Genomic DNA, 5429 nt, shown 5'->3' with positions numbered 1-5429 from the left:
CTCAGTTTTGCAAAAACATCAGTTTTGGGTGGCAAAATTCCCGATTAGCATTTCCCGTATAAGATCCCCGGCATCTTGGAGATGCCGGGGATCTGGAAATTGAGTGCGCCCAATTCGATGAATTTACATAATTGAGATGCAACCAGTAAAATGTAGCTCTCTGGGGGAGTTTTTTTATGCGATAGAAATATCGAGCGATTTCAAAACTGGCGTTTTATACAGAATCCGAATTTCAAACTTGAATTGACGAAACAGCGATCTTGCCGAACGCGACAAGCCCTTCTCTGTGTCCTCTGTGCCTCTGGGCGTGAAAACCTCTTGAAACCCAGTTTATCGAAAATGGATTCCGTATTATTCGCGTGCGATCGGAAATTCTCGCGTTCTTGAGTGGTGTTTTTAAACTGATTTAATCAAAGCAACATTTCAAATTAACCTTATCTTAAACTTGCTTGCCGATCTAACCTCTAAATCGATCGATCTAACATCGTCTAAAATCTAAAACGACATCGCTCCATCGCACATCATCCCCATGTCAATCAACCGCCGAAACTTTTTGTTCTTCCTCGGAGGAACTGCAGGAACTGTTGCTCTCAGTTCTCTGCAATCTTGCAGCAGCGACACCGCTCAGTCGGTCTTCGACGCGATCGATTCCGGCCAAAACCGCGTTTTTAGTAAATTTTCCCCCGTTAAAGGGCCGATTCCTTTAAGTCACGACAGCCCGTCTAAGAGCGATCGCACGGAGGACTATAGCACCTACGACGTTCTCGACGATCTCGTTCTTCCCGACGGCTTTCAGTACGACGTTCTTTTCGCCTGGGGCGATCGCCTCGGGAACTCCCGCATCGGCTACAACAACGACTATCTGAGCTTCGTCGAAACCGGAAAAAACGAAGGCTATCTGACCGTTAACTTCGAGTACATCAGTGCCAAAACTTGGCTCGAAACCTACGAATCCGTTATCGGAACATCTCTCCCTGTCCGAGACGTTCTCGAGGCGACAGGTGGTAAAATCCTCAACGCCTTCGCCCTCGGCGACAACAACCCCCTAAAAGCCCAAATTCGCCACATTTGCCGAGAAGCCCTAATCGACCAAGGGTTGGGGGTGGTATCTTTGCGTCGAGACGAAAACGGAAAATGGATGCGTAAAAACGACGTTGCCGATCGCCGCGTGACGGGAATTTCTGGCTTAGAAGACGATCGCTATCTCAAGAGTACCGGAGCGGCGACGGTGATTTTCCGCAAAACGAACAAGCAGGGATACGACGACGGTTTGGGCGATCGCGTTATCGGAACCTTCGCCAACTGTGCCGGAGGAACCACGCCCTGGGGAACCGTCCTCAGTGCTGAAGAAAACTTTCACGCCCAAGTTCCCGAAGCCGTCAACCTCGATGGGTCGTCCGTCAATCCCTCGCAACTGCCCTTTTTCATGACTGAAGACGCCCTCTACGGACAAGGGAACGTCTTCCAACTGGCAGGGAACAAATACGGTTGGATCGTCGAAATCGACCCGGCGAACCCCAACGACTACGGAACCAAACACACCTGGCTGGGACGCTATCGCCACGAAGCCGTCGGCGTGCGGGCAGAAGCCGGAAAACCCCTGGCGTTTTATTCGGGGTGCGATCGCCGAGGCGGCCACGTCTACAAATTTATCAGTCGCGGTCTCGTCACCAACCCCACCGACAAAGCCAACTCTCAACTTCTCGCTGACGGAATGCTGTACGGGGCGAAATTCAACCCCGACGGAACCGGAACCTGGATTCCGCTGACTCCCCAAACTCCCGTCAATCCCGACTCTCCCAGTCAAATCGTTGGCGGACAGCTCATCTTACATTCACCGTCGAACGGACAGTATTTCGCCGCCACCACCGACGCCCAAATCGCCGCCTACAAACGCAGTTACCAAACCCTCGACGACATTTACACCGGAACCCCCGCAGAAAAACAGGGGGCAATTCTCATCGACGCTCACTTTGCCGCCAACGCCGTCGGCGTCACCTGTACCGCCCGCCCGGAAGACACCGAAATCGCTCCAGACGGGTCGTTGTATATTAGCTTTACCTCCGGTTCTCCCGATCGCGACGGCGGCCCCGACGCCCGCGTTTTTAAGAGTCCCAACGGCGAAGTGCCTTACGAACCCGGTTGGATTATGCGGTTGGAGGAGGACGACAGCGATCCGGCGGCGATGCGTTTTCGCTGGCAGATGGTGGCGATGGGAGGGGAACCCGCAGAGGGCGGATTGGGGTTTGCCAATCCCGATAACTTGCTGGTCGATCGCAGCGGCAACATTTGGATGGTGACAGATATGTCCACCAGCAAGCACAATCGCCCCGTTGCCAGCCGGACGGACGATCTGGGCAACCCGTTACCGTCATCGAAGCTGTTGGGCGTGTATGGCAACAACTCGATTTGGTACGTTCCCACGTCGGGACGCGATGCGGGGAAAGCGTTTTTATTCGGTATCGGGCCGATGGAGTGCGAGACGACGGGGCCGTTTTTCACTCAGGACGAAACCACCTTGTTTTTAGGCATTCAACATCCCGGCGAATCCCACGGAACGCGGCAAAACTACCGCATGGAAACGCGGAAGTTTGTCGTGAAAACTCCCGAGGGCGAGGAAATCGTCCAGATGCGAAACGTACCGATCGGGTCGAACTGGCCGGGGAAACAAGCCAACGAACCGCCGAAACCTGCGGTTGTAGCAATTTACCGAGAAGACGGCGCATCGATCGCCTAGAGTCGAGGGGGGGTTGTCCTGTATCGGCGTGCGATCGAACGAAACGAGGGATCGTCGCGTTGACGTTCCCTCGTTCTAAGTGCGATGTAAATTATTTTGAGAAAAGGCGATCGAGAACTTTAGGCGATCGCAGCCATCTTCACGTCGCTGTTGGCGAGTAGGTCTTGCAGTTCTTCGGCATCGACGGTTTCTTTTTCGACCAACATTTCAGAGAGGCGATCGAGAACCGAGCGATTTTCCGACAACACCTGTTTGGCGCGAGTGTAAGCCTCGTCCACTAACTTGCTCACCTCTTCATCAATGGCGGCGGCAGTTTCTTCAGAGAAGTCCCGTTCGGCGGCGATATCGCGACCGAGGAACATATTCCCTTGCTGGCGACCCAAAGCCACGGGACCGAGGCGTTCGCTCATGCCGAACCGCGTCACCATCTGACGCGCCACGCGAGCCACTTGTTGCAAGTCGTTCGACGCGCCGGTAGTCACTTCTTCTTCACCGAAGATGATTTCTTCGGCGATGCGACCGCCGAGGGCGACTGCCATTTGGTTTTGCAGGTAAGAGCGGGAGTAGAGACCGGAATCCATGCGCTCCTCGCTGGGGGTGAACCAGGTCAAACCGCCAGCAGCACCGCGTGGGATGATGCTGATTTTTTGAACCGGGTCGAAATCGGGCATCAAGGCACCGACGAGGGCGTGTCCGGCTTCGTGATAGGCCACGAGGGTTTTGCGTTTCTCGCTCATGACGCGATCTTTCTTCTCGGGACCGGCGAGGACGCGATCGATAGCGTCGTTCACTTCGTCCATCGAGATTTCGGTCAAGTTGCGACGGGCTGCCAGAATCGCCGCTTCGTTGAGCAGGTTCGACAGGTCAGCCCCTGTAAAGCCAGGAGTCCGACGGGCGATTTTTTCTAAATCTACGTCTTTGGAGAGGGTTTTGCCGCGTGCGTGGACGTTGAGAATTTCCAAGCGTCCGGCGTAGTCGGGGCGATCGACCACGACTTGGCGATCGAAACGACCGGGGCGCATCAACGCAGCGTCGAGAACGTCGGGGCGGTTCGTGGCGGCGATGATGATAATGCCCGTGTTGCCCTCGAAACCGTCCATTTCGGTGAGGAGTTGGTTGAGGGTTTGTTCCCGTTCGTCGTTACCACCGCCTAAACCAGCACCCCGCTGGCGACCTACGGCGTCGATTTCATCGATAAAGACGATACAGGGAGCGTTTTGTTTAGCTTGCTCGAACAAGTCGCGGACGCGAGATGCACCGACACCGACGAACATTTCGACGAATTCAGAACCGGAGATGGAGAAGAACGGAACCCCAGCTTCCCCAGCCACAGCGCGAGCCAGCAGCGTTTTACCGGTTCCCGGCGGTCCGACGAGCAGCACGCCTTTGGGGATTTTCGCACCGACAGCGGTAAAGCGATCGGCGTTTTTCAGGAAGTCCACAACCTCCGTCAGTTCGAGTTTGGCTTGTTCGATACCCGCAACGTCGCCGAAGGTGACTTGGGTTTGGGGTTCCATTTGAACCCGCGCTTTGGATTTACCGAAGTTCATGGCTTGGCTACCGGGGCCGGATTGGGCGCGGCGCAGCAAGAAGAACAGTCCCACTAACAGCAAGATCGGGAAGAACAAGCTGCTCAGGGCGCGGAACCAGAAGCCATCGTCGCTTTGAGGCATCACCCGCACGTCCAACCCGTTATCCGTGAGGATATCGATGAGTTCGGGGTCGTTGGGCAGGTTGACGACGACTTTGCCGTTGCCTTGGGGGTCGGTATAAATCGCTTGGGTGCGATCGGAACTCAGGTTGATGGTTCCTTCAATTTTGCCGCTTTCGACCGCGCTGATAAATTCGCTGTATTTCGCGGTTTGTCGGGCTTGGGGCTGCTGGTCGAAGAACGCCGTCGCTAAGGCGATGACGACGATCGCCAACAGTGCGTATAAGCCTGCATTTCTCCACCGTTTGTTCACCGGGGTTCTTCCTCCTCGTTTCTTATGAGCGGTTCTTTTCTCGGTTTTATGAGTGTCAGTGTTAACTTATATTAACCTTCTTGAGGAAATCCTGCAAAAACGCGAGACGATGGTGCGTTTGTGCGATGTGCGTTGAGGCGGGTGGGGCGATCGACCCTCTGTTGGGACTGCAACGACTTCGACAACGCGGGTTAGGGATAACTCTATTGTGCCAAATCGATCGGGGATCGGCGATCGATCCGATCCCGCGTCTGAGGGTGAGGTGTTTTAGAGGATATCTGAAAAGGGTAGCTACATCGGGAACAATCAGAGTTTCAGCATAAGATGCGATCGTGACTCAACGAGAAAATTAGGGTTTCAGCCATTCGTCTCGACTTCTCAGACATCCTCTCAAATACGATAATCTTATTTTGCTAATAATTATCTTAACCCCCTTAAATGCTACTTATATGCTGTAGACATACTATAATGCATCCTCTTATTTTGATATGCATGCAAAATATTCTGGCAGTAATTGGTCGAATATTAGGTCTTATAGAAAAGAGCTTGTAATCAGTCAGGAAAAGTTGGCTGAGTTGTCAGGCTTACATAGGGTTTGCTGAAAAAGTTATCAAAAGCTGGGGGTGGAAAATGAACAAGAAGCCGTCTTGCTCAAGGTATAAATCTGAATTGACTTAACTCGTCCACTTTATAAGTTACAATAATATTTCTCGACAAAATTATGAAGT

General features: G+C 53.3%; 2 protein-coding genes. One reads left to right on the top strand and one right to left on the bottom strand.

Features of this window, described 5'->3' with window-relative positions; all coding sequences use genetic code 11:
- The first annotated feature begins 529 nt into the window (after positions 1 to 529).
- Complete coding sequence (locus POG22_RS13705) at positions 530 to 2737, top strand: PhoX family protein (protein WP_498905856.1); 2208 nt, start codon at positions 530 to 532, stop codon at positions 2735 to 2737.
- 119 nt (positions 2738 to 2856) lie between these two features.
- On the opposite strand, the gene ftsH3 is transcribed toward POG22_RS13705, so the two are convergent.
- Positions 2857 to 4701, bottom strand: a complete 1845-nt coding sequence (gene ftsH3 / locus POG22_RS13700; RefSeq protein ID WP_063716313.1) for an ATP-dependent zinc metalloprotease FtsH3 — start codon at positions 4699 to 4701, stop codon at positions 2857 to 2859.
- Between the last annotated feature and the right edge of the window lie 728 nt (positions 4702 to 5429).

This window comes from Geitlerinema sp. CS-897 (genome assembly GCF_028368005.1).
Lineage (GTDB): Bacteria > Cyanobacteriota > Cyanobacteriia > Cyanobacteriales > Geitlerinemataceae > Baaleninema > Baaleninema simplex.
This window is presented reverse-complemented; position numbering and strand designations above follow the sequence as displayed.

What these genes read in the sequence shown, in the direction of transcription:
- POG22_RS13705 (WP_498905856.1), top strand. Translation starts at nt 530, where the DNA reads ATGTCAATCAACCGCCGAAACTTTTTGTTCTTCCTCGGAGGAACTGCA.